We start from the raw sequence: 23266 nt of genomic DNA on the forward strand, positions 1-23266 counted from the left end.
GCCGACGCCGACGAGCAGTGTGAGGGTGCATCTTCCACGAACATGCACTCTCACACCCCGCCCAGCGATACCTCAACCCGCATCTTCACGCTGAAGCGCCTTCAGAAATCTTGAACTTGCGGGGAATCACCGGGAACCGCGCCCTCGTCTCGCGGAGATGCTCCTCGCGCGGGCGCGCGGCCTCAGCGCTCCTCCGGGGCGGCATCCTCCGCCGCATGCTCCGCCGCGACGCTGACGAGCAGCTCGGCGAGCGCGGGCCGGTAGCGATCCAGCTCGGCTCCGCGCAGTGCGGTGGCGCGGACCAGCACGGGAGTCGAGGCCTCGAGCACACCGCGGAGTTCGGAGCCGACGGTGCGATGCCGCAGCTCGACCCCGCCCTCGAGGATCTCGCGGAGCATCTCCCCGTGCCCGGGCGCCTCCGGCGGTTCGGCCACGGACTCCGGCCCCGCGGGGCCGAGCCGCACCTCGAGCAGCCGATCCGGCGAGCGGAGGAGGAGCCCCCCGCCCTGCGGATCGGGCTGCACCGACCAGCCCGCCTCCGGCACTGCCTCGGCGAAGACCCGGCCGTCATCGTCCGCGATGCCGAACGCGCGGGACCCGTCCGCGATCCCCGTCTCGCCGACCGAGCGGAACGCCGGCAGCGCGAGCACGGCGATCACGCCGATCGAGAGCGCCAGCCCCAGCACGGCGACGACGATCAGCGCGATCCGCCCGGTCCTCCTCATCCGCTCACCACCAGTCCCCTGGGCACCTCGCCGCCGAAGAGCTGCGAGACCGTCACCGGTTCGAAACCGCGGTTGCGGAGTCCTTCGATGACCTCCCCGGCGACCGCCACGGTATCGGCGTGAGTGTCGTGGAAGAGCACGATGCCGCCCGGCTCGGGGCCCCGCACCGCACGCTTGACGAGCGTCTTGCGCCCGGGCCGCTGCCAGTCGTTGGTGTCCACCGACCACAGCACTGCGGGCTTGCCCGCCGCCGCGATCACCGCGTCGTCCACCGCGCCGTAGGGCGGCCTGAACGTCGGGACCCGTTTCCCGGAGAGCCGCCGGAGCACCGCCGCGGCACGGCCGACCTCCGCCCGGACCCCCGCTGCGGAAAGGGTCGTGAGATCCGGATGGGTCATGGTATGGCTGCCGAGCTCATGGCCCTCGTCCGCCGCGCGGCGAACGACGGCGGGATCGCTCTCCGCAGCCCCGCCGAGCATGTAGAAGGTCGCGGAGCTGCGGTGATCGGCGAGGGTGTCGAGGAGTTCCGAGGTGAGCGCGGAGGGCCCGTCGTCGTAGGTGAGCGCGACGCAGGGGATCAGCTCGCAGTCGATGGGAACGCTGTTCGCCGCCGCCCGCACGCCGGCGAACGGTTCCCCCGCGCTCTCGAAGATCGCCCGCTGCCGGCTGCTCGACCATCCGCCCGCGGTCTCGGCGTCAACGAGCAGCCCGATGGGCCGGTCCGTCGCAGCGACGCCGAGACCGCGCAGTTCCGGAGCATCGATCCCCGGCGGAAGGGACACCTCGACGCCGCCGTCCACGGTGCGGGCGGCGGCGAGCGCCTGCTCGGCGAGCGATCGCTGCGCCCGATCCGGCTCGGCGATGGGCGCGGTGCTCAGGCCGCCCGAACTCTGCCGCAGCAGGGCCACGGCCCGCGTCCAGAGATCGGCCGCGGCACTGCCGATCCACCGCTCGCCCAGTTCCACGCTCTCGCCGCTCGCCACATCGGCGACGAGCTCGTGCCCGACGTCGCTCTCGACCCCCGCCTCCGATCCGGTGACCGTCCGGAAGCTCACCGAGAGGAACGTCGCGGTCGCCCCGACCACCTCGCAGGTCACCGCCGTGCCTCGTCCGCCCTCGGGGCCCGTCTCCGGGCGGCTCAGCACCTCCGCGGCCGGCCAGCGCGTCGAACCCGGCACGCAGCCGCGCTCCGCCAGTCCCGCCTTCGCCGCGTGCGCCTGCGGGGCGTACGCCCGCCCGGCGGCGGCGATCGCCGAGCGCAGCAGTTCGTCCACCCTGGCGTTGAAGTCCGGCACGCCGGGCACGTAGACGAAGCGGGCGGCGAACGGGAGGCGGTCGTTGCGCAGCCGCCCGCCCACCAGCTCCGTCGCCGCGGCGTCGAGCGCCCGTCGCGTCGCCTCCGGATCGGAGGTCGCCGCCTCGGGCGCTCGCGGCGCCTCGGCATCGCCCGGCGACGGATCGTCGGCAGCCCCCTGATCGGCTCCCTCGAGCAGTTGGACGCCGGGCACGGTGAAGGTCTGCGGCTGCCAGTCGGGGATCGGCTCGGGAGCGCACGCGACGGTGGAGAGCGCCAGTCCGACGACGGTCAGGAGCGCGATGGAGCGGACGAGCCGCACGCCCGTTCGCTGCACGCCCACGTCATCCTCCAACCACGGGTGCGGCGCCTCGGCGCCGCAGCGCGGCCCGGTGCGCGTCGACATCGCGCACCGGCCCTAGCAGGAGGGTACCGGCTTCCGGGAAGCGGCGGGCGCTCGCGGGGTCTCGGTTCCATCACGGATCGGCTCGCGGTGCGCCATCGGAGCCTACGCGGCGGTCGTGGGCGTCTTCCCGGCCCGCACGCCGTCCAGGTCGAGGAAGGTCTCGGTGTTGAAGCGGTAGGCGGTGCGCACTTCGTCGATCACGCGCTGACGCTCGTCTGCGTCGAGGCGCTCGCCCAGGGCGTCGAGCGCCTCGCGATACCGCTCCTTGAACCGGGGAATCGGCCCGAGCGCGGCGAAGTCGTAGAAGGCCACACCGGCCCGGCCGAGACCGTGCTGCCTGGCCACCAGGCGGGCGATGGCCTGGCCGCCGGAGAGATCGCCGAGATAGCGGGTGTAGTGGTGGGCCAGGATGCCCGGCTTCCACCCCTCCGCGGCGATCTCGCGGATGCGGGCCGCGTAGGCCTCGGTCGCCGGGACGGGCCGCGCGAGATCGCGCCAGCCGGGGCCGAGCAGCGACTCCAGGTCCTCCTCCAGGGCGGGCAGCCGAACCAGCTCGGCCGGGTGGAAGACCGCGTAGGCGGGATCGGCGGCGAGCTGCTGCGCCGCCTCCTCGAGAGCCCGGTACAGGAAGTAGTGCTGCGCCACGAGCTCGGCGAAGTCCTCGCGATCGGCCTCGCCCTTCATGATGTCGTCCATGAAGGTCGCCTGCTCGCTCTCCCCGTGGTCTCCCCACGTCGCGGAGCGCAGCGCGAGCGAGAACGACCCCGGCTCCTCGTCCGCGGTGCGCTCCTCCCCTCCGTGCGCGCTCCGGTCCTCCCGGTGCTCTTCGCGAGGCGGAACGCCCAGCTTCTCGCAGGCGCTCCGGTAGAGGGACACCACCTCGCGCCGGATCTCGGGGCGCTCCGAGATCCGGCCGCCGGGCCAGGCGACGCGGAGCTCGTGCTCGCCGGCGGCATCGCCGACGCGCCAGTATCCGGCCCCTCCGTCGAGGCCGACCATCTCGCTCGCGGCGGCCTCGGGGAACCCGAACGCTCGCGCGATCAGGAGGTTGTCGTCGGGGTGGTCGCCGTTCATGTGCGCGGCGACGGCGTCGACGACTGCGGTATCGAACTCGCTCATTCGGCCCATGATAGTGACGGGCGCCTCGGTCGCACCACATCATCACATGAATACGGGCGCCGTCGCTCGCCGCGACCGCATCGCAGCACCGGATTGAGCGAGTTCCCGAGGGGCGTGCTCTAGACTCATTACGTTCTGACTACCTTGAGGATCGGCGGTTGTGTGGGTTTTCGTCTCGGGAAGCGCGTGCGCCTCGGAGCGCTCGCGGCGCTCTCCGCGGTCGCGCTCGGGCTGACCTCCTGCACGCCCGACAGCACGACGCCGGGCGATGACGCCGTCAACACCGTCAGCTCCGAGTTGGCGGACTCGATCGATGAGGCCATCGCCGAGGCGATGGAGTTGAGCGGTTCGACTGCCGCCGTGGTGGGAGTCTGGCAGGGGGACGAAGCCGCCTACGTGCAGGGCTTCGGCGACGGCGTGACCGCGAACTCGGCGATCCGAAGCGCTCAGGCGACCCAGCCGGCGATGTGCGCGCTGCTGCTCGATCTCGTCGACTCGGGTCAGCTCACGCTCGACCGGGAGGTCTCCGAGGATCTGTCGCGTCAGGTGGGCATCGAGGGCATCACCTACGGGCAGCTGTGCACCGCCACGTCCGGCCTCAGCGACTTCAAGACCGGCATCAGCGACATCTTCGCGAACAATCCGACCCGTCCCTGGGCGGATCGGGAGCTGCTCTCGCAGGCGCTCGCGCGGTCCCCGCTCTCCTGGCCCGGACTCGACGTGCACCTCGCGGACACCAACACCCTGTTGCTGGGCCGGGCGCTGCGCGCCGTGACGAACACCTCGCTGCCCGAACTCCTGGAGAGCCGGGTGTTCTCGCGGGCGGGCATGGACGCGACGTTCTATCCCCGGGATCCCCTCGGCGAGACGACGCTGCCGGACGGCGGCCTGACCGGCCAGACGCAGCCGTTCTCGGGGCGGAAGCCGGTGTGCGACGTGGATCCGGTCGCCGTGCCGGAGGTATCGCCGTCGATGCTCGCGGGCGCCGGCGCCACGGTGAGCACCGTGACCGACATCAAGGATTTCTACGCGCACTATCTCGGCGGCACGTTCGGCGGCGAGTCGGCCGGCCTGATCACCGAGACCGTGTCGACGACCAACCCCGTGCGCAACAAGAAGGGCGAGACGGTCACCGAGGGCGCCAAGGCCGAGGAGGCGCTGGCCGAGGCCGAGGATCCCGGCGGGCAGAAGTGGGGTTTCGGTCTGGAGCGCGTGGAGTCGCTCTACGGCATGAGCGGGGCGATGACCGGCACGCTCACGGCCGCGTACCGCGACCCCGGGACCGGCGTAGCCGTGGTGGTCGCACTGAACAACTCGAGCGCCGGCAGCCGGTTCGTGCGCCATCTCGCGTTCCAGCTCGCCGCTCTCGGCGGGGCGGAGGTTTCCTGGACCGCCGAGCAGCGCGGCAAGAACCTGGCCCGCGCAGCGGTCTGCTGAGGCGGCGCCCGGTCCCGCCATGGATGCCCCGCTGCACGGAGACGGGCAACTGCTCGACGACGTCGACCGCGAGATCATCGATCAGCTGCGCATCGACGGCCGGCGCTCCTTCGCGGAGATCGGGCGGCGCATCGGCTTCTCCGAGCCCACCGTACGACAGCGCTACAACCGGCTCGTCTCGCTGGGCGTGATCTGGGTCGCCGGCATGTACGACGAGACCAAGATCGGCGGGGTCGCGGCGCATGTGGGGATCCGGGTCACCGGCATGCCCGTCGCGAAGGTCGCCGAGCAGCTCGTCGAGCACCCGAGCATCAAGTACGTCGCCTGCACCCTCGGCTACTACGACATCATCCTCGACGTCGCGGTGCCCGACGCCCGGGCCCTGGGCCGGATCGTGCTCTACGACCTCCGGCGGATCCGGGGCGTGAGCGAGATCGAGACGCTCACGGTGCTCGAGGTGCGCAAGGACACCTACCTGTGGCAGGGGTTCCGCGAGCCGCCGCCCGCCCAGGGCCTGGCGCCGGCCGCGGGGACGGGCCCGGCCGCTCCATAGCCCCCCCCCCGATCAGGGGGCGCCGCGATCCGGCGAGAGGTCGAGTCGCCGGAGGAGCTGGGCGTTGAGCGCCACCACGACGGTCGAGGCCGACATCAGGATCGCCCCGACGCTCATCGGCAGCACGAAGCCGAACGGCGCCAGCACGCCCGCCGCGAGCGGCACCGAGACGAGATTGTATCCCGCCGCCCACCACAGGTTCTGCCGCATCTTCCGGTAGCTCGCCCGTGACAGCTCGATCACCGACAGCACCGCGCGGGGATCGGAGGAGGCGAGGATGACGCCGGCGGAGGCGATCGCGACATCGGTGCCGGCTCCGATGGCGATGCCGACGTCGGCCTGGGCGAGCGCCGGGGCGTCGTTGACGCCGTCCCCGACCATCGCCACGGTGCGCCCCTCCCGCTGCAGCTCGGCGACTTTGGCGGCCTTGTCGTCGGGGCGCACCCCGGCGAAGACCCGGTCGACGCCGAGCTCGTCCGCCACGGCCACGGCGACCGCGCGGGCGTCGCCCGTGATCATGACCACCTGCGCGCCCGCCGCGTGCAGGGCGTCCACCGCGGCTCCGGACTCGGGTCGGATCTCATCGGCCAGGCGGAGAGCCCCGACGACCGCGCCGTCGGCGAGCACGTGCAGGATGATCGCGCCCTCGGCGCGCCAGGCACCGGCGACCGGCAGCTCCGTCCGGCCGTGCCGTTCCAGCAGGTAGGGGCCGCCGACCTCGATCACCGAGCCGTCGACCACCGCCCGGACCCCGACCGCGGGCGAGGACGAGAACTCCGCCCCACTCGGCAGGGGGAGTCCCCGCGCCTCCGCGGCCGCCACGATCGCCCGCGCCAGCGGGTGCTCGCTGTCCGCCTCGGCCGCCGCCGCGAGGGCCAGGATCGCGTCGGCCTCGTGCCCCGACGCGGGCTCGACGGCGGTGACCGTGGGCTCGCCCTTCGTGAGCGTCCCCGTCTTGTCGAAGAGCACCGCGTCGACATTGCGCATCGCCTCCAGCGCCAGGCGATCCTTCACGAGCACTCCGGCGCGGGCGGCGCGCTCGGTCGCGATCGCCACGACGAGCGGGATCGCGAGGCCGAGGGCGTGGGGGCAGGCGATCACGAGCACGGTGATCGTGCGCACCACGGCCTCGTCCGGCAGACCGATCAGGGTCCAGACGATCGCCGTGATCACCGCCGATCCGAGTGCGAACCAGAACAGCCATCCCGCCGCCGTGTCGGCGATCCGCTGCGCCCGGGAGGACGAGGCCTGGGCCTCGGCCACGAGCCTGCGGATGCCCGCGAGCGCCGTGTCGTCGCCGACGGCCGTGACCTCGACCCGCAGGCCGGAGTCCGTCGCGACCGTTCCGGCGACGACCTGCGCTCCGGCGCCGCGACGGATCGGACGGGACTCGCCCGTGATCATGGACTCGTCCATGGAGGCCGATCCCGCGACGATCCGCCCGTCGGCGGGGACCGACGCCCCGGGCCGGACCACGACGACGTCGCCGAGCTCGAGAGCCGCCGGATCGACCTCCACGACCCGCTCCCCCTCGACCTTCTCGGCCCGGTCCGGCAGCAGTGCCGCCAGCGAGTCCAGCGCCGAGGTGGTGCGGGCCAGGGAGCGCATCTCGATCCAGTGGCCGAGCAGCATGATCACGACCAGCAGGGCCAGTTCCCACCAGAAGTCGAGCTCGTGGTCGAGCAGGTGCAGGCTCGCGCCCCAGGAGGCGACGAACGCGACCGTGATCGCCAGGCCGATGAGCAGCATCATGCCCGGCTTGCGGACGCGGATCTCGGCGACCGCCCCCGTCAGGAACGGCCGGCCGCCCCAGGCGTAGATGACGGTTCCGAGCACGGGCGAGACCCAGACCACCCATCCCGCGTCGGGCAGCGGGATCCCGACGAGGCCGGCGAACATCCCGTTGAACCCCACCGTCGGAATCGCGAGCACGAGCGCGATCCAGAACCTGCGCCGGAACTGCGCGACGTGGTCGCCATGGCCGCCGTGCCCGCCGTGCGCGGCGTGGTCCGCGTGATCGGCGTGGTCCGCGTGATCGGCGTGCTCCGCGTGGACGGCCGACGCCTCCGGGGCGTCCCGCTCATGCCCCTCGTGACTCTCATGGCCCTCGTGGCGGCTCGGAGGCTCGGCCTCGGTCCCGCGGCCGAGCGGATCGTGGTGCTGATGCGGCGTGTCCATACCAGCACCCTATACCCCCCAAGGGTATCGGGGAAAGGGTCAGCCGTTCGGATCGCCGATGCTCTGCCCCGCCACGCCGCTCAACCCGTTCCAGGTGTAGTCCTTCGCGAGCGAAGTCACGATGATCGGCTGGATGGCGGCGACGCCCGGATGCCGCCGGATCTCGTCGAGCAGGGCGATCAGCTGGGACTGGTCGCGGCAGGTCGCCTCGAGGTAGAGGTCGTGCGCTCCCGAGACCAGCGCCACGTGGTTGATCTGGCTGATGCCGCCGAGGCTGTCCGCGACCGACACCGGGGTGAGATTGCGCACCCGCAGCAGCAGGCGCACCACCTGATGCCCGAGCGCGAGGGCGTTGCACAGCGCGACGACGGTCACCACGTCGTTCTCCTGGAGCGTGGCGAGCCGGGCGCGCACCGTCGACTGCGACACCCCGAGCTCCTCCGCGAGCGAGGTGAACGACCTCCGACCGTCACGCGCGAGCAGCTCGATCAGCTGCCGGTCGAGTTCGTCTACCACGCGCCACCCCGCTTTCCTCCCCTCAAGGATACGCGCGGGGAATCGGAGCCCCTCACCCCATCGGGCGCGACTCGGCCTCGATGCGGCGCACGGCGGCCACCAGCTCCCCGTTGTCCGCGGCGGGCGAGCCGTCCGGCAGCAGCACCCCGTCCTCGAACCCGATGCGCGTCTCGCAGCCGTCCTCGATCGCGGCCCGCACGACGGGCCAGACCGTGTCGTCGAAGCCGTGGTAGAGGATGGGCGCGGTCACCCCCTCCGCGCGCAGCACGGCGGCGATCTCACGGCACTGCGCGACCGCCTCGGCCGCGTCCTCGGTCTCGGGCTCGATCAGCACCCGGACGTTCCGGTGCAGCGTCGGCGAGGCGAGCAGGGCCGGCACGTCGTCCATGGACCACACCGCCGATTCGAGCACCATGCCGAGGTCGAGCACCAGGAGCGCGGCCTCCGCCGCCCCCTCCTCGCAGAAGGCGACGGAGGCGAAGTCGGGCCGCGCGCCCTCCGGCCAGGCGCCGAGCTGCTCCATGCGCTGGGCGTGCGACTCCACGGTCCACAGCCCGGTGGTCGTGCCGATCACGATCGAAGGGTCCAGCTCGCGGGTCGCGCGGACCCAGGCACCGACCGCCTCGGGCCGGATCGTCTGCCCCCCGTCGGCGGTGCGCACGTGGGCGTGCACCACGTCGGCGCCGGCGCGGACCGCGTCCCGGCTCGCGAGTGCGATCTGCTCGACGGTCTGCGGCACGCGCAGCCCGCCCTCCGACGGACGACCCCCGTTGATGGCGGCTTTCAATAGCACGGTGTTCCTCTCGATCTCTTCACACATGGATGCGCCGGCGCGCCCCGGCGGGGACGCGCCGGCCGGAGCGACGCCCGGACGGGGCCTCAGCCCCGTTCGCCCAGCAGCCGCTCGACGGTCTCGGTGGCTCCCGTCAGACCGCCGAGCGGCGCGCCGCCGCGCAACTCGGCGATGAGCTCCGGCTCTTCGGCGTCATCGGCGAGGGCGGTCGCCACCACCGTCTCGAGCACGCCGGCCGGCACGACCAGCACGCCGTTCGCGTCGGCGAGGACGACGTCCCCGGGATGCACCGGGACGCCGCCGAGGGCGACCGGGACGTTCAGCCCGCCGGCGTCGATGCCGTGCAGCTTGGTGGTGAGCATGCTGGTGCCGCGCGCGTGCACCGGGAGCCCGAGCGCCTCGATCTCGTCCAGATCGGTGATCACGCCGTCCACGACGGCGCCGGCGGCGCCGCGCGCCACCAGCTGGGCCGCGACCACCTCGCCGAGGGGCGCGTGGCGCGCGTCCCCGCCCGTATCGATGACGAGCACCTGCCCGGGCTCGACGAGACCGGCGGCGTGATGGAGCATGGTGGAGTCCGTGGCGCTCGTGCGCACGGTCACCGCCGGGCCGATGATCCTCGAGCGGCCCGTCAACCGCCGGACGCCCGGATCCGCGAACCCCTCCTCGAGGTAGTGGCCGAGGGTCGGGAAGCTGAGGCGCTCCAGCCCGGCCCGCAGCTCGGCGGAGATGGGGGCCGGGGCCTCGCCGATACGAACGAACATCAGATTCCCTTCACGGAGTAGTCGAGGCGCAGGCGACGGTTGTCGAGCGCGGGCAGGATCTCGCGGGCGCGTTCGAGCCCCGCGCGGTCGATGTCGGCGTAGACGAGGCCCTCGTCGCGGGTGTTCGCGCCCGCCACGACGATGCCGAGCGGATCGATGATGCGGCTGAGGCCGACGGAGTCCGCTCCGACCGTCCCGGAGGCGAGGACCCAGGAGACGTTCTCGATCGCCCGCGCCTGGGTCAGCACCGACCAGTGCTCCTCCTTGCCCTTGCCCGACACCCAGGCCGCCGAGAGCGAGATGACGTCGACGCCGCGATCGACCATGCTGCGGAACAGCTCGGGGAACCGCACGTCGTAGCAGTTCGCGATGCCCACCCGGAACCCCTCGACGCCGATGATCGGCGCCGGCTCGGTGCCGTGGGCGACGTAGTCCGACTCGCGGTACGAGAAGGCGTCGTAGAGATGCACCTTGCGGTACCGGGCGAGCTCGGCCCCGTCCGGCCCCGCCGCGATGATGGTGTTGAGCGCGCGATCGCCCGGGTTCGGCTCGTAGCCGCCCGCCACGAGCGTGACCCCGTGCCTCCGGGCGAGATCCCGGATCAGGGCCTCGAAGGCCGGCCAGATCTCCGGGAGCAGCTCGGGGAAGCGGGGCTTGAGATCGTCCTCGGCGAGCAGCATCGCCTCCTCGGGGAACACCACGAGCCGGGCGCCGGACGCGGCGGCGTCGGCGGTGAGGCGTCTGATCGTCTCGAAGTTCTGGGAGAAGTCCGCGCCAGGAGAGGTCTGCGCCACGGCGGTTTTCACGAACGGTCCTTTCTGGGCGGCGACTGCCGCGGATGGAGCGGGATGAGGGGGAGAGCGGGTCAGCGGATCACGATGCGCGCGTCCTGCGGCCGCCAGGCGAGCGAGAGCTCGTCGCCGACCGCGAAGCCCGCGAGCTCCCGCTCGGCGGCGAGGCTCGACACCGACACCCGGAACAGGTTCTCGCCGGCGCGGATCCTGGCGTGCCACTCCTCGCCGAGGAAGGTGAGCTCGGTCACGGTGCCGCGGACGCCTGCGCCGGTGCGCGACACCTCGATCCGCTCGGGCCGCAGCAGCAGCGTGCCCCGGCTCGGGGCGGCGACGCGCTCGGCCAGCACCCCGCTCACCGCGCCGACCCCGGGGAGGTCCACGGAGACCTCGTCCCCGGCCGCTCCCGCGGGAGCGTCGACGTCGAGCAGATTGCAGCTGCCGATGAATCCCGCCACGAACCGGGTCTGCGGACGATTGTAGATCTCCTCCGGGGCCGCCACCTGCTGGACCACGCCGTCGGACATCACCGCGATCCGGTCCGACATGGTCAGCGCCTCCTCCTGATCGTGGGTGACGTAGACGAAGGTGATGCCGACCTCGCGCTGCATGCGCTTCAGCTCGACCTGCATCTCCTTGCGCAGCTGCTGGTCGAGGGCGCCGAGCGGCTCGTCGAGCAGCACCACCTTGGGACCGGAGACCACGGCCCGCGCCAGCGCGACGCGCTGCCGCTGGCCTCCGGAGAGCTGGTCGGGCTTCCGGTCCGCGAGGTGGGCCAGCTTCACGAGTTCGAGCGCCTCGATGGCCCGCCGGTCGGCCTCGGCCCTCGGGGTCCGCCGCACGCGGAGCTCGAACACCACGTTGTCGAACACCGTGAGGTGCGGGAACAGCGCGTAGCTCTGGAACAGCATGTTGAGGTCCCGGTTGCGCGTCGGCACGCCGGTCACGTCGACGCCGCCGAGCAGCACCCGACCGGCCGACGGCGTCTCGAAGCCGGTGATCATGCGCATCAGCGTGGTCTTGCCGCACCCCGACGGGCCGAGGATCGAGAAGAACTCGTTCTCCCGGATCTCCAGGTCGAGGGGGTGCACGGCGAGATGCTCGCCGAAGCGCTTGGTCAGTCCGACGGTCTCGACGGCCGCCGCGCGATCCGTGGTGCCCGTGGGCGAGGTGTGCGTGTCCATGGTCCTCTTGCTGTCGGTCGATCGGGTCAGGAGGCCTTGACGCGGGTCCAGCCGTCCTGGAAGAAGGTCATGGCCGAGCCCGGGTCCACGATGAAGTCCGCGTTCGCCACCTCGTCCTCGCTCGCGTAGACCGCGGCGTTGGAGAGCAGGCCCTGATCGGTGATGAACTCGTCGACGGCGCCGTTGGTGCTCGCGAGACCGCCGTCGTTCGTCGCCATCGCCGCGATCTCCGGCTGCAGCAGGAAGTTGATGAACTGGTAGGCCGCCTCCTCGTTCGGGGCGCCCTTCGCGATCGAGAGGCCGTCGACCCACATGCTGCCGCCCTCCTCGGGGATCACGTAGTGCACGTCCTCGTTCTCGCTCACGATCTCGGCGGTGCTGGTGCCGCCCCAGGCCTGGGCGATGCAGGCGTCGCCGCTCGCCACGAGCTCGCCGTAGTTGGTCGAGTTGTAGCCGGCCAGCAGCGACTTCTGCTCGATCAGCGAGTCGGTCGCCGCGGAGATCTCGGCCTCGTCCGTGCTGTTCGCCGGGAAGCCGTTCACCTGGAGCCCCGCGATGTAGGCGGCGAGCATGTTGTCGAGCATGTAGACCTCGCCCGACCACTTCGGGTCGAACAGCGACGCCCAGCTCGTGATCTGCTCGCCGTCGGTGCAGCTCTCGTTGTAGATGAGACCGGTGGTGCCCCACACCCACGGCACGGAGTACTCGTTGCCCGGGTCGTAGCTGGGATCGATGAACTGGCCCGAGACGTTGTCGAAGCCCTCGATCCGCGAGTGGTCGAGCGGCTCGAGCAGTTCCTGGCCGACCAGCTGCTGCACCGCGTACTGGCTGGGCTCCACGATGTCGTACCCCGAGCCTCCGGCGGCGAGCTTCGAGATCATCGTCTCGTTGCTGTCGAAGTTGTCGACGGTCACCTGGATGCCGGTCTCCTCCGTGAACGCGTCGATGACGGTCTGAGGGATCTCATCGGCCCAGGAGTAGACGTTGAGCTGGGTGGAGCCGCCCGAGCCGCCGTCGGCATCGGAGCTGCAGGCCGTGAGCGCGAGGGCGGCGACGACGCCGACCGCTGCGAGTGTGTGCTTCTTCATGGGTGTTCCTTTCGGGGGGTGGACCGGGAGGATTCGGGGTCAGGATCGCGACTCGACGAGGATGCGGCGCATCTGGGTGATGCCGACCGCGAGCACGATCACGAGGGTGAGCAGGATGAGCAGGGCGCCGAGCGCGTTGATGCTCGGAGTGAGTCCGGTCTTGAGACTGGAGTAGATGCGCAGCGGGAGCGTCGTGGAACCGACCCCGCTCAGGAACGTCGACATCACGATGTTGCTGAAGGAGGTGGTGAAGCTCAGCAGCCAGGCCGCGACCACGGCCGGGCGCAGCAGCGGCAGGTAGACCCGCGTGAAGGTCTGCCACGGAGTGCAGCCGAGATCGGTCGCGGCCTCCGGCAGCGACGGGTCGAGCATCGCCGCCGAGGCCATGAGCACGAGCGTGGCGAGCGGCAGCGAGACGATCAGGTGCCCGAGCACGAGGGTGACGACGCCGAGCGGGATCCCGGTCGAGCTGAAGACGCTGAGCAGCGCCACCCCGAGCACGATCTCGGGGACGATCAGCGGCAGGGCGATCATCGCGAGCAGCGATCCCCGCCCCCGCCCCCGGTAGCGGCTGAGACCGAGCGCGAACATCACGCCGATCACCGTCGCCACCGTGGCCGTGATCACGGCCACGAGCGCGCTCACCCGGAGCGTCTGCATCAGCTGCCCGTCCTGGAAGAGCTCCGCGTACCACTGCAGCGTGAAGCCCTCGAAGCGGGTGCTCGTGCCGGCCGCGTTGAACGAGTAGACGATCACCGCGACGATCGGGATGTAGAGGAAGACGAAGACGCCTCGGGCGATGCCGTTCACGACGCGATCCACGGCTCAGGCCCCCTTTCGTTTGGCCGGGCGCCGCAGCGCGAGCCCGACGAGCGCCATCGAGAGGAGCATGAGCACCAGCAGCACCATCGAGACGGCGGCGCCCATCGGCTGGTTGCGGAACTCGGTGTACATGGTCACGATCAGATTGCCGACGAGCTGATCCTTGCCGCCGCCGAGCAGCACCGGGATCACGAACACGCCCATCGTCGGGATGAACGTCAGCAGCGCGGCGCCGAGCAGCCCGGGACGGGAGAGGGGGAGGATCACCCTGCGGTGCACGCCCCACCAGCCGCAGCCGAGATCGGTCGCGGCCTCCTTCAACGAGCCGTCGATGGACCGCATGGAGGCGTAGATCGGGAAGATGGCGGTCGGCAGGAACGAGTAGAGCAGGCCGAGGATCACCGCGACGTTGCTGGGGATCAGCGAGAATCCGCCGATCCCGAAGAGCCCCAGCACCCCCGCGACCGGGCCGCCCGACCCGAGGATCGTGATCCAGGCGAAGGTGCGGACCAGGAAGTCGGTCCAGAACGGGATGATGATGAGCAGCAGCAGGAATCCCTGCCGGCCCTCCGGCCGCGAGACGATGTAGTACGAGGTGATGTAGGCGACCACCAGGCACACGACCGTGTTGAGGAGTCCCAGGCCCAGCGAGTAGAGCATCGTCTTCGAGTAGACGGGATCGAAGAGCTTCGCGTAGTTGTCGAGGGTGAACCCGCCGACGATGCCGCCGTAGTCGTCGGCGAGGGCGAAGCTGTTGCGCGCGACCAGGAAGAGCGGGAGCACACCGAGCAGCGCGACGCTCGCGATCCCCGGGATCAGGAGCAGGAGGGAGCCGCGCCGCTTCGGGCGCCCGCGTCGCCCGAGGTGCAGCACCTGGGTGGTGGATGTCACGTCGCTCCTTCGCCGCTCGTCGAACTGCCGTGCATTCATGATGCAGGGAGAAGTTGAACGCCGCAGGTGTCTCGACCGATGGAATCCGTGGAAGTGGGGGCCAATACCGACGCAGATCGCGGTGACGGCACTGCTATAGTTGTGTCGGCTCTCGAAAAGCGGGGCCGTCGTCTAATGGCAAGACATCAGCTTCCCAAGCTGAGAACGCGGGTTCGATTCCCGTCGGCCCCTCCACTTCGCTCCGGCACCTCCGGGAATCCTCATGAACCCCGGCCCGAAGCCGAGACGGCTTCGGCGCAGCGTGCGCGAAGCCCAGAAATGGGCTTCGCTCTGAGCGCGCTGCGCAATTCCCGTCGGCCCCTCCACTTCGCTCCGGCACCTCCGGGCTCATGATGAGCCCGGAACCGGAGATCAGTCGTCGAGCTCCTGCGCGAGGATCTCGCCGCTCTCGGCGTCGATGGTGAGCTCCACCTCGCCGCCGTCGCGCGCCAGGATCTCCCAGACCACGACGCCGCGCTCGGTATCGAGATCGAGTTCGCGGATCTCGCCGTCGGAGAGCGCGCCGAGAGCGATGTCGATCGCCTCCAGGGCGGTGACGCCCGGGCCGCCGTCGCGCGCCTCGGAAGGCAGCGACTCGGCCTGCCGGCGCACGATCTCGCCAGTGGTCGCGTTGATGTAGAGCTCGACACCGTCACCGTTCTCGTCTCGCAGCTCCACGCTCCACACGTCGCCGTTCTCGGGGTCGAGGGAGACGACGTCGCCGGGAATCGCGGCGAGGGCGGCTTCTGCGGCGCGCGCGGCGGGATCGGCGTGCGTCGTAGCCGCTTCGGCCCCGGACTCGGCGGGATCGTCGCCCGCCGGATCGGCGGGCTGGGAGACGGAGGGCGCAGGCGTGTCGAGCACGGTGTCGTCGCCCGTCTGCGGAGAGGTGCTGCAGCCTGCCGCGAAGAGGACGATCGTCGTGAGCAGCGCGGCCGCCGAGGCGGTTCGGTTCGGGGTGTTCATGGCGTCTCCTCAGGTCGTTGCGTTCCAGTGCTCTCCAGCCTGCCAGTGAGGTCTGACGCGAGCATGAGCCGCAGATGATAGGACCCTCATGATTCCGCGGTCCGGGAGCTCACCGCGCTGCGCACCGGCCCTCGCCCGAACGGAAGAGGACCGGTGCGCGGCGGAGGGGCGGACGCGCCCCTCCGCCGCTACAGCACCTTGGAGAGAAACGCCTTCGTGCGCTCGCGCTGCGGATCGGTGAGCACCTGCACCGGATCGCCCGCCTCGACCACCACGCCGCCGTCCATGAACACGAGCGTATCCGCGACCTCCTTGGCGAAGCCCATCTCGTGCGTCACCACGATCATGGTCATGCCGCTCTCGGCGAGACCCTTCATCACGTCGAGGACCTCGCCCACCAGCTCGGGATCGAGCGCGGAGGTCGGCTCGTCGAACAGCATCAGCTTCGGCTCCATCGCCAGTGCCCGCGCGATCGCGACCCGCTGCTGCTGCCCGCCGGAGAGATGCGCCGGATAGTAGTCGTGCCGCTCCGAGAGGCCCACCCGAGCCAGCAGCTCCATCGCCTTGGTCTGCAGAACGGCTCGGCTCCCCTTCTTCAGCAGGGTCGGCGCCAGCATCACGTTCTCGAGCGCCGTCTTGTGCGGGAACAGGTTGAAGCGCTGGAAGACCATGCCGATGTCCCGCCGCTGCCTGGCCGCCTCCTTCGGGTGCATCTCGTAGATCTTGTCCCCGCGCTGACGGTACCCCACGAGCTCATCGTCGACCCAGAGCCTGCCGGCCGTCACCGTCTCGAGGTGGTTGATGCAGCGCAGGAAGGTGCTCTTCCCGGAGCCGCTCGGCCCGACCAGGCAGAGCACCTCGCCGCGCTTCACCTCGAGCGAGATGGACTTCAGCACCTGATTCGATCCGAAGGACTTCGAGACCGCCTCCGCACGCACCATCGGCGCATCGTTCGCCGTCGTGCTCATGCTCCACCTCCCGGCCGGCTGTGCGGCGGTATGAACCCGCCTCCGCCGCCGCCCTCGGCCGCGCCGGCCTGGCCGGGCTCCGGCGCGACGCCGACCGCGCCGATGAGGCCGGTCTCGACGGTCGGCTTCTGCACGTCGGGACGCGCCCCGACGCCCTTCGCGAAGTAGCGCTCGAGGTAGTACTGCCCCACCATCAGGATGGAGGTGACCACCAGGTACCAGATCGAGGCCACGATGAGCATCGGCACCGGCTTGTACGTGACCGACGCGATATCGCGGGTGCGCGTGTAGAGCTCGAGGGTGAAGGGCACCGCCGTCACCAGCGAGGTGGTCTTCAGCATCGAGATCACCTCGTTGCCCGTGGGCGGGATGATCACGCGCATCGCCTGCGGCAGCACCACTCGGCTCATCGTGTGCCACCAGCCCAGGCCGAGGGCGCTGGCGGCCTCCTCCTGGCCCGTGTCGACCGAGAGCAGGCCGGCGCGCACGATCTCGGCCATGTAGGCGGCCTCGTTGAGGGCGAGGCCGATCACGGCGAGCGCGAAGTAGGGGAGCAGATCCTTCGTGGTGATGGAGAGCATCGCCTCCGTGAACGGGATGCCCAGGTCGATCGTCTTGTAGATCACGGGGACCATGCCCCAGAAGACGAGCTGCACGTAGACCGGGGTGCCGCGGAAGATCCACAGGTACACCCAGGCCACCGCGCCCACGACGGGATTCGGCGAGAGCCGCATCACCGCGAGCGCCACGCCCAGCAGGATCGCGATGATCATCGAGTAGACGGTCAGCTGCAGCGTGTAGCCGATCGCCGAGATCACCCGGGTGTCGAAGAGGTACTGCCCGACGATGTCCCAGGAGTAGACCGGGCGGTTGAACGCCGCGTCGTAGACGAACAACCCCGCGGCGATGACCAGGACGACGGCGAACACGGTCCGCCAGGGATGCCGCAGGCGGATCGCCTCGATCGCCTCGGGCTCGTCGCCTCGCAGCTCATTCCGCTGAGGCTGCCGGGCGGGTCGCCCGGCAGCCTCAGCGTGCTGATCAGACATCAGTGGCGCCCGCAGCCTACTCCGCGCCGACGTTGATCGTCGCCGACTCGACGGCGCCCGATTCGATACCGGCGGCGGTCAGGATCTCGAGGTAGGTGCCGTCGTCGATGAGCGACTGCAGCGCCGCCTGCACCGCCTCGGCCATGCCGGAGTCCTTCTGCACCGCGAAGCCGTAGGGCGCCGCGTCGAAGAGCTCGCCGACCAGCTCGAGCTGGCCGTCGGTGCTCGCGACCGCGTCGCCGGTGACGGGCGAGTCGGCCGAGAAGGCGTCCGCCTGACCGTTGACGACGGCGTTGGTCACCTCGGGCTGGCCGTCGAAGGGGAGGATCTCGATGGCGTCCTCGCCGGCCTCGACGCAGGCGTCGCTGCGCGCGGGCAGCTCATCCGTGTGCTGGACCGTGCCCTGCTGCACCGCGACCGTGAGCCCGCAGGCGTTCTCGGGGTCGACCGTGGCGCCCGCGGCGGCGGCCCACTGGCTGCCGGCGTTGAGGTAGTTGACGAAGTCGACCGTCTTCTGGCGCTCGACGTTGTCGGTGAACGACGACGCGCCGACGTCGAGCGCTCCCTCCTCGATCCGGGGCAGGATGCTGTCGAACCCGAGGATCTCCCACTCCGGCTCCAGGCCCAGCTTCGACGAGACCGCCTCCGCGAGCGTGACTCCCCAGCCGGTCGGATCGCCGTTGGCGTCCTTGTACTCGTTGGGCGGGTACTCCGCATCGGTGCCGAGACGCAGCGCGCCGGAGTCCTTGACCTCCGCGGGCAGCAGCGCCACCGCAGCGGAGTCCGCCTGGATGCCCTCGGGAGCGGCGGGCTCGGTCGTGCCGCCGTTGCCGCCTTCGGTGTTGGTGCAGCCGGCGAGGGCGAGTGCGGCCGCGGCGGCCAGCGCCGGGATTGCGTAGCGAATCTTCATCGATCCAGATCCTGTTCTCTCAGATGTTGTGGACTCGTTGCGGGCCGAAACCAGCGAGCGTTCCCGAGCTTAGCGCGCTCCATAAGAATTTGGGAAGCGCTTGTGCCTTCGCAATCAAAAAGATACTTAGAATTCACGCGAGCTAAACATTCGGCGCGCAGGGCTCCATACCAGATATGCTTCTCCTACAGTCACGCTGTCGATTCCGCCCGGTCGTCCGGCAGCGCCCGCCTGCGTCAATCCTACGCCGGAGCGCGCCCCCGCGAGTCGCCCGCTCCCGGAGAATCGCTCCGCCGGGGAACCGCTGAGCGACTCGCCGCGAAAACGAGGTGAGAACCGTTTTCACGCGGCTAGTGTCGCAACCGTGGATTCGACATCGGCACCCGCCCCTCCGCTGAGGAGGGCCGGAGGGCCGCGGGCGTGGGCGCTCACGGGGATCGGCGCGCTGGCGCTCTTCCTCGCCGTCAGGGTGCTCACCTCGGAGGCGCCGCTCGATCCCCCGGCGGCGCTGAGCGACTTCCTGACGCTCTCGATCAGCGTCTTCGTCGAGTCCCTCCCCTTCGTGGTGCTCGGCACGCTGCTGTCCATCGTCGTGCAGATCTGGCTGCCCGACGGGATGCTGGAGCGCTTCCTCCCGCGCATCCCGGTCCTGCGCCGCGCGGCGCTGTCGCTGCTCGGAATCCTCCTCCCGGTGTGCGAGTGCGGCAACGTGCCGCTCGCGCGGGGCCTCATGGTGCGCGGTTTCACGGTCGCCGAGGCGCTGACCTTCCTCCTCGCCGCGCCGATCCTGAACCCGGTGACGATCCTCACCACCTACCACGCCTTCGGCTGGGACTCCGGCATCCTCGTCGCGCGGATCGTGGGGGGCTTCGTCATCGCGAATCTCATCGGCTGGTGGATCAGCACCCACCCGAGGCAGCAGGATCTGCTGACCCCGGGATTCGAGGCGAGCTGCCGCCACGACCACGGCGCCGGAGGCACTCGCATGCAGCGCAGCGCCCAGGCCTTCCTGAGCGAGACCGGAGCGCTGCTCCCCGCGCTCGCGATCGGCTCGGCCATCGCCGGAGCCATTCAGCTCGGCGCGCCCAGGGATCTGCTGATCGCGCTCGGGAGCCATCCGCTCTGGTCCGTACTGGCCCTCCTCGCGCTCGCGTTCGTGGTCGCGATCTGCTCGAACGTCGACTCCTTCTTCATCCTCTCGCTCAGCTCGACGTTCACCCCGGGCAGCATCGTCGCCTTCCTGCTGTTCGGCGCGATGATGGACATCAAGATGGTGGCCCTGCTGCGCACCACCTTCACGGGCCGCGCGATCGCCATGCTGATCGCCGCCGTCGCGCTCGGGAGCCTCTGCATCGGATGGGGGCTGAACCTTGTCGCGTGAGCGTCTCGGAGGGAGCTGGCCCGGAGTGACCCTCCTGCTGCTCGGCACGATCGCGATCCTCTGGCTCGCGGGGGCGGATCGGCTCGGATGGTACATCCATCCCCGCTACTTCACCTTCACGGTGACCATGATGCTCCTCGCCGCCGTCGCGACGGTGGCCGCCCTCGCGCTGACGCCGAGCTCCCGGGGCGACACCCACGACCACGACCACGTCACCCGGCCAGCGCGGACGCGCTGGCGCGCGACCGGATCCATCGCGCTCGTCGCGCTCACCGGCGCCTCCCTGCTGATCGCGCCGCCCGCGACGCTCAGCACCGTGACCGCGGAGAATCGCGAGCTGAACGTCGCCTCGGCCTCCGAGCGCCTGCCGGCGCCCGACGGGAGCACCCCGGACTACGAGCTCACCGTGCGCGACTGGTCGCTGCTGCTGCGCCAGAGCGAGCAGAGCGAACTCACCGGTCGCAGCGCGACCCTGCTCGGATTCGTCGCCGCGGACCGCAGCGACCCCGACAGCATCTTCACCATCACGCGCTTCGTCGTGAACTGCTGCGCGGTGGACGCGCAGCCGGTCGGCGTGCCCGTGTACCGCCCGGGCTGGCAGCAGGAGCTCGCGGAGGGGGACTGGGTGAGCGTCTCCGGCACCTTCGCGCCGAACCCGAGCGCGCTGAGCGAATGGCCCTACACCCTGCTGCCGAGCGGGATGGAGACCACGACCACGCCCGAGGATCCCTATGTCTACTGACGCCGCCGCGCCCCAGAGCCTCCCCGGGTCCGAGCGGAGCGACGAGCCGCGGGGCGCCCGGTCGAGATTCAGAATCGTGAGCGCGGCGCTCTTCGCGGCACTGATCGCGCTCGGCCTGCTGCTCGCCGGCGCGGGCATGCTGCAGCCGCCGCGCCTCGAGCGGGTCGAGAGCAACCCCTTCGCGCTCGTCGAGAGTCCCGGCGCCCGCGTCGTGCTGCAGCTGAACCAGCCCATCGACGCGCCCGCGGAGGGCGCGGTCTCGATCGACCCGGAGGTGCCCCTCAGCGTGGAGTCGGACGGGGCCCGGGTCACGGTGCGCTTCCTGGAGTCGCTCGACTACGCCGCCGCCTACCGTCTGCGGGTCTCGGTCACGGGGGCGTTCACCGGGGTGCGCGCCGAGGTCGAGCACGAGCTGCGCACTCCGGACATCAGCGTGTACACGCTGCTCCGCGGGAGTGGGGGCGAGGGCGACCGGATCCTCGCCGACGAGCTGATCGGCGGAGGGGGCGGACGCGTCGTCACCGAGGCCGGGCGGATCCAGGAGTTCGCGCTGCTCTCCGACCGCGTCGTCACGATCGAGCTCGACGACGGCGGCGGCGCCCGGCTGGCCTCCGCCCCTCTGAGCGGAAGCGGGGGCGGGGTCGCGCAACTGACGCCCCTGCCGCTGAGCTCGATCACCGAGCTGCGGGCAGAGGCCGGCGTCTCGTTCGCCGGGGCCGTCGTCTCGGGCGAGCACACCGACGGGAGCGAGCTCGACCAGGCCCTGGTGCTGTGGGATCTCAGCGGGGCCGGCGGCGCGCCGTTCGTCGCGATGGGCGAGGGGGGAGCCCCCGCGCGGGTGGTCGACTGGCGCTTCGTGCCCGGCACCACCGGCGTGGTGGCGCTCACCGACGAGCAGCGCCTGCTGATGCTGAACCCGTCGCTCGACCAGGCGCCCATGCTGCTCGGCCGCTTCGACGCGCTCGACGGGTTCCTGCCGGGCGGGAACGAGCTGGTGCTGGAGCGCGAGGGCGAGCAGGTGATCCTGGATCTCGCCACCACGGACGCCTTCGCGGTCACTCCGACCGCGATCGGGCTGCCGTCGCCGCCGGCCGGGCCGGATGCGGTGTCGCAGGTCGCGACCGACATCGTGGACCGGGTGCTCCTCGACTCGAGCACCGCCATCGATCGGGTGGTGGATCCGTCCGGCGCGCCGGCGGAGCTGCGGCGCGTCACGCCCGAGGGCGACGCCGCGCTGTTCTCGCCGGCCTCGGAGCGCAGCTCGCTCGGCGCGCTGTGCCGCTCCCCCAACGGGCGCGCCGTCAGCGTCGAGGTGATCTCCGCCGAGGGCCGACCCGACGGCTCGCCGACGGCTCAGCGATTCAGCGGCACCACGACCGTCTTCCTGAACGCCGCGACCGGCGAGACGCTGCGCTCCATGAACGGCGCCCTGAGCTCCTGGTGCTGAGGCCTCCGGTTCTGATCCGCCAGCAGACGGGGCGGGACGGGTGCGAAACCGCCCCACTGCTGCCGGATCAAACGGCACTACGCTTGAAGCATGCGCATCGCCACCCGCGTCCGCTGAGGGAACAGCGATCTCTCGCTGCTCCCCGGACGCGCCGCGGACCTCCGGACCGCGGATTCGGCCGTTCCCGGCTCCGACCCGCACTACGCTGGAACCATGCGCATCGCCACCTGGAACGTGAACTCGATCCGCACCCGCGCACCGCGCGTCGTCGACTGGCTCGTCCGCGAGGACGTCGACGTGCTCGCGATGCAGGAGATCAAGTGCCGCCCGGACCAGTTCCCGCGCGAGGCATTCGAGCGCGCCGGATACCGGCTCGAGATCCACGGCCTGAACCAGTGGAACGGCGTCGCGTTCGCGAGCCGTCACGAGATGACCGAGGTCGCGCACGGCTTCGCCGGCATGCCCGGCTTCGGGGCCGCCGTGAAGGGGCAGGAGTCCGTGCAGGGGACGGGACCGAACGGACTGCCCCTCGAGGCGCGCGCGCTCGGCGTCACCCTGGGGGATCTGCGGCTGTGGAACCTCTACGTCCCCAACGGCCGGGCGCTCGACGACCCGCACTTCCGGTACAAGCTCGACTGGCTCGCCGCGCTGCGCACGGCGGTGGACGGCTGGCTCGCCGCGCATCCCGAACTGCCGCTCGCGCTCATGGGCGACTTCAACATCGCCCCCCTGCCCTCCGACATGGGCGACCCCTCCTTCGCGGAAGGGCGCTCGACGCACGTGTCGCCCGAGGAGCGCGAGGCCTTCGCGGCGTTCTCCCCCGCGCTCACCGATCTCGTGCGCCCGCTGGCGCCCGAGGGCTACACCTTCTGGGACTACACGCAGCTCCGCTTCCCGCGGAACGAGGGGATGCGGATCGACTTCATCCTCGGCTCCGCGTCGCTCGCCGAAGCGGTGACGGCCGCCGCCATCCACCGCGACGAGCGGAAGGGCGACGGCCCGAGCGATCACGTCCCCGTCGTCTGCGACATCGATCCCTCGCTGCTGGGCGATGCCTTCGACGACGAGGACGACCTGCCGATGATCTTCGGCTGAGCGGCGGTCCCTCTCTCCGCCGACCCGACACCATCGCGCGCTTCGGGAGGAGATCGCTTTTCGGGAGGACGATTCCCCCGGAGACCCCCGCCTGAGCGTCGATCTCCT

The 23266-nt window shown here is 71.1% G+C and carries 22 protein-coding genes and 1 tRNA gene; 7 read left to right on the forward strand and 16 right to left on the reverse strand.

Going from position 1 to position 23266, the window contains the following annotated elements:
* Window positions 1-182: 182 nt before the first annotated feature.
* The 3 genes from J4H92_RS04515 to J4H92_RS04525 form a co-directional block, all read right to left on the reverse strand.
* Complete coding sequence (locus J4H92_RS04515) at window positions 183-725, reverse strand: hypothetical protein (protein ID WP_208096576.1); 543 nt, start codon at window positions 723-725, stop codon at window positions 183-185.
* Window positions 722-2425, reverse strand: coding sequence for a polysaccharide deacetylase family protein (locus tag J4H92_RS04520; protein ID WP_208096578.1), 1704 nt, complete (start codon window positions 2423-2425; stop codon window positions 722-724). Before J4H92_RS04520 ends, J4H92_RS04515 begins: the two co-directional genes overlap by 4 nt.
* A 102-nt stretch (window positions 2426-2527) precedes the next feature.
* Window positions 2528-3544 (reverse strand): biliverdin-producing heme oxygenase, encoded by a 1017-nt coding sequence (locus tag J4H92_RS04525; RefSeq protein WP_208096580.1) that lies wholly within the window; start codon window positions 3542-3544, stop codon window positions 2528-2530.
* Between the two features lie 162 nt (window positions 3545-3706).
* Here J4H92_RS04525 and J4H92_RS04530 point away from each other — a divergent pair, with 162 nt between their 5' ends.
* The gene (locus J4H92_RS04530) at window positions 3707-4981 is read left to right on the forward strand and encodes a serine hydrolase (protein WP_208096582.1); all 1275 of its coding nucleotides are present in this window, start codon (window positions 3707-3709) and stop codon (window positions 4979-4981) included.
* A 19-nt stretch (window positions 4982-5000) separates the two neighbouring features.
* Window positions 5001-5534, forward strand: a complete 534-nt coding sequence (locus J4H92_RS04535) for an Lrp/AsnC family transcriptional regulator (RefSeq protein WP_208096584.1) — start codon at window positions 5001-5003, stop codon at window positions 5532-5534.
* A 12-nt stretch (window positions 5535-5546) separates the two neighbouring features.
* Here the strand turns inward: J4H92_RS04535 and J4H92_RS04540 are convergent, their stop codons facing one another.
* From J4H92_RS04540 to J4H92_RS04580, 9 genes are all read right to left on the reverse strand, one after another.
* Complete coding sequence (locus J4H92_RS04540) at window positions 5547-7712, reverse strand: heavy metal translocating P-type ATPase (RefSeq protein ID WP_208096586.1); 2166 nt, start codon at window positions 7710-7712, stop codon at window positions 5547-5549.
* A gap of 39 nt (window positions 7713-7751) precedes the next feature.
* Entirely contained in the window at window positions 7752-8228 is a 477-nt protein-coding gene (locus J4H92_RS15690) for an AsnC family transcriptional regulator (RefSeq protein ID WP_208096588.1), read from the reverse strand.
* Between the two features lie 52 nt (window positions 8229-8280).
* Complete coding sequence (locus tag J4H92_RS04550; RefSeq protein ID WP_208096590.1) at window positions 8281-9021, reverse strand: 3-keto-5-aminohexanoate cleavage protein; 741 nt, start codon at window positions 9019-9021, stop codon at window positions 8281-8283.
* 86 nt (window positions 9022-9107) lie between these two features.
* Window positions 9108-9785, reverse strand: a complete 678-nt coding sequence (locus tag J4H92_RS04555; RefSeq protein ID WP_208096592.1) for an RraA family protein — start codon at window positions 9783-9785, stop codon at window positions 9108-9110.
* Complete coding sequence (locus J4H92_RS04560; protein ID WP_208096594.1) at window positions 9785-10591, reverse strand: nitrilase-related carbon-nitrogen hydrolase; 807 nt, start codon at window positions 10589-10591, stop codon at window positions 9785-9787. Before J4H92_RS04560 ends, J4H92_RS04555 begins: the two co-directional genes overlap by 1 nt.
* A 59-nt stretch (window positions 10592-10650) precedes the next feature.
* Complete coding sequence (locus J4H92_RS04565; protein ID WP_208096596.1) at window positions 10651-11760, reverse strand: ABC transporter ATP-binding protein; 1110 nt, start codon at window positions 11758-11760, stop codon at window positions 10651-10653.
* A 26-nt stretch (window positions 11761-11786) separates the two neighbouring features.
* Window positions 11787-12848, reverse strand: a complete 1062-nt coding sequence (locus J4H92_RS04570; protein WP_208096598.1) for an ABC transporter substrate-binding protein — start codon at window positions 12846-12848, stop codon at window positions 11787-11789.
* Window positions 12849-12887: 39 nt separating this feature from the next.
* Complete coding sequence (locus J4H92_RS04575) at window positions 12888-13670, reverse strand: ABC transporter permease subunit (RefSeq protein WP_208096600.1); 783 nt, start codon at window positions 13668-13670, stop codon at window positions 12888-12890.
* Window positions 13671-13673: 3 nt separating this feature from the next.
* Complete coding sequence (locus J4H92_RS04580; protein WP_341782999.1) at window positions 13674-14561, reverse strand: ABC transporter permease; 888 nt, start codon at window positions 14559-14561, stop codon at window positions 13674-13676.
* A 160-nt stretch (window positions 14562-14721) separates the two neighbouring features.
* Between J4H92_RS04580 and J4H92_RS04585 the strand changes: the two genes are divergently transcribed.
* Window positions 14722-14795 (forward strand) — tRNA-Gly (locus tag J4H92_RS04585).
* Between the two features lie 177 nt (window positions 14796-14972).
* Here J4H92_RS04585 and J4H92_RS04590 read toward each other — a convergent pair.
* The 4 genes from J4H92_RS04590 to J4H92_RS04605 all read right to left on the reverse strand — a co-directional run bounded on the left by J4H92_RS04590 (window position 14973) and on the right by J4H92_RS04605 (window position 18493).
* Window positions 14973-15566, reverse strand: coding sequence for a PepSY domain-containing protein (locus J4H92_RS04590; RefSeq protein ID WP_208096604.1), 594 nt, complete (start codon window positions 15564-15566; stop codon window positions 14973-14975).
* Between the two features lie 188 nt (window positions 15567-15754).
* Window positions 15755-16534 carry an amino acid ABC transporter ATP-binding protein gene (locus J4H92_RS04595; protein ID WP_279549947.1) on the reverse strand — a complete coding sequence of 260 codons (780 nt, stop codon included), beginning with the start codon at window positions 16532-16534 and terminating at the stop codon, window positions 15755-15757.
* Window positions 16531-17583, reverse strand: a complete 1053-nt coding sequence (locus J4H92_RS04600; protein WP_208096606.1) for an amino acid ABC transporter permease — start codon at window positions 17581-17583, stop codon at window positions 16531-16533. The genes J4H92_RS04595 and J4H92_RS04600 overlap by 4 nt, the downstream gene beginning before the upstream one ends.
* A 16-nt stretch (window positions 17584-17599) precedes the next feature.
* Window positions 17600-18493, reverse strand: a complete 894-nt coding sequence (locus J4H92_RS04605; RefSeq protein ID WP_208096609.1) for an ABC transporter substrate-binding protein — start codon at window positions 18491-18493, stop codon at window positions 17600-17602.
* 364 nt (window positions 18494-18857) lie between these two features.
* Between J4H92_RS04605 and J4H92_RS04610 the strand changes: the two genes are divergently transcribed.
* From J4H92_RS04610 to J4H92_RS04625, 4 genes are all read left to right on the forward strand, one after another.
* The gene (locus J4H92_RS04610) at window positions 18858-19874 is read left to right on the forward strand and encodes a permease (RefSeq protein ID WP_341783000.1); all 1017 of its coding nucleotides are present in this window, start codon (window positions 18858-18860) and stop codon (window positions 19872-19874) included.
* 25 nt (window positions 19875-19899) lie between these two features.
* A complete protein-coding gene (locus tag J4H92_RS04615) occupies window positions 19900-20616 on the forward strand; it encodes a TIGR03943 family putative permease subunit (RefSeq protein ID WP_208096611.1) in 717 nt (238 codons plus the stop codon).
* Entirely contained in the window at window positions 20606-22063 is a 1458-nt protein-coding gene (locus tag J4H92_RS04620) for a hypothetical protein (RefSeq protein WP_208096613.1), read from the forward strand. The genes J4H92_RS04615 and J4H92_RS04620 overlap by 11 nt, the downstream gene beginning before the upstream one ends.
* 213 nt (window positions 22064-22276) lie before the next feature.
* Window positions 22277-23158 (forward strand): exodeoxyribonuclease III, encoded by an 882-nt coding sequence (locus J4H92_RS04625; RefSeq protein WP_208096615.1) that lies wholly within the window; start codon window positions 22277-22279, stop codon window positions 23156-23158.
* Window positions 23159-23266 lie beyond the last annotated feature (108 nt).

This window comes from Leucobacter weissii (assembly GCF_017565745.1).
Lineage (GTDB): Bacteria > Actinomycetota > Actinomycetes > Actinomycetales > Microbacteriaceae > Leucobacter > Leucobacter weissii.

Coding starts and splice junctions, on each gene's coding strand:
- J4H92_RS04590 (WP_208096604.1), bottom strand. CDS start 15,566: ATGAACACCCCGAACCGAACCGCCTCGGCGGCCGCGCTGCTCACGACG.
- J4H92_RS04540 (WP_208096586.1), bottom strand. CDS start 7,712: ATGGACACGCCGCATCAGCACCACGATCCGCTCGGCCGCGGGACCGAG.
- J4H92_RS04620 (WP_208096613.1), top strand. CDS start 20,606: ATGTCTACTGACGCCGCCGCGCCCCAGAGCCTCCCCGGGTCCGAGCGG.
- J4H92_RS04570 (WP_208096598.1), bottom strand. CDS start 12,848: ATGAAGAAGCACACACTCGCAGCGGTCGGCGTCGTCGCCGCCCTCGCG.
- J4H92_RS04565 (WP_208096596.1), bottom strand. CDS start 11,760: ATGGACACGCACACCTCGCCCACGGGCACCACGGATCGCGCGGCGGCC.
- J4H92_RS04525 (WP_208096580.1), bottom strand. CDS start 3,544: ATGAGCGAGTTCGATACCGCAGTCGTCGACGCCGTCGCCGCGCACATG.
- J4H92_RS04520 (WP_208096578.1), bottom strand. CDS start 2,425: ATGTCGACGCGCACCGGGCCGCGCTGCGGCGCCGAGGCGCCGCACCCG.
- J4H92_RS04600 (WP_208096606.1), bottom strand. CDS start 17,583: ATGTCTGATCAGCACGCTGAGGCTGCCGGGCGACCCGCCCGGCAGCCT.
- J4H92_RS04605 (WP_208096609.1), bottom strand. CDS start 18,493: ATGAAGATTCGCTACGCAATCCCGGCGCTGGCCGCCGCGGCCGCACTC.
- J4H92_RS04595 (WP_279549947.1), bottom strand. CDS start 16,534: ATGAGCACGACGGCGAACGATGCGCCGATGGTGCGTGCGGAGGCGGTC.
- J4H92_RS04515 (WP_208096576.1), bottom strand. CDS start 725: ATGAGGAGGACCGGGCGGATCGCGCTGATCGTCGTCGCCGTGCTGGGG.
- J4H92_RS04625 (WP_208096615.1), top strand. CDS start 22,277: ATGCGCATCGCCACCTGGAACGTGAACTCGATCCGCACCCGCGCACCG.
- J4H92_RS04555 (WP_208096592.1), bottom strand. CDS start 9,785: ATGTTCGTTCGTATCGGCGAGGCCCCGGCCCCCATCTCCGCCGAGCTG.
- J4H92_RS04535 (WP_208096584.1), top strand. CDS start 5,001: ATGGATGCCCCGCTGCACGGAGACGGGCAACTGCTCGACGACGTCGAC.